Here is a 202-nt window from a genome sequence, read left to right as displayed (position 1 = left end):
ACTACCTCACGGACGGCCGCAACCGGCGCATCGGCAAGCGGGTCGATGGAGTGTTGGTGCAGGGATTCCTTTACCGGGACAAGCTCAACCCCATCGCCGAGTTGGATGGCGACGGCAACGTGGTCAGCCGGTTCGTCTACGGGGACAAGGGCAACGTACCCTCGTACATGGTCAAGGGAGGCGTCACCTACCGCATCCTCAG

At 62.4% G+C, this 202-nt stretch carries 1 protein-coding gene; it reads left to right on the top strand.

Features of this window, described 5'->3' with window-relative positions; all coding sequences use genetic code 11:
• Positions 1-202, top strand: a 202-nt coding sequence (locus ACYQ2W_RS27020; protein ID WP_459874258.1) for a hypothetical protein, incomplete at both ends; no start/stop codon positions are given.

Source organism: Endothiovibrio diazotrophicus, assembly GCF_054657215.1.
This window is presented reverse-complemented; position numbering and strand designations above follow the sequence as displayed.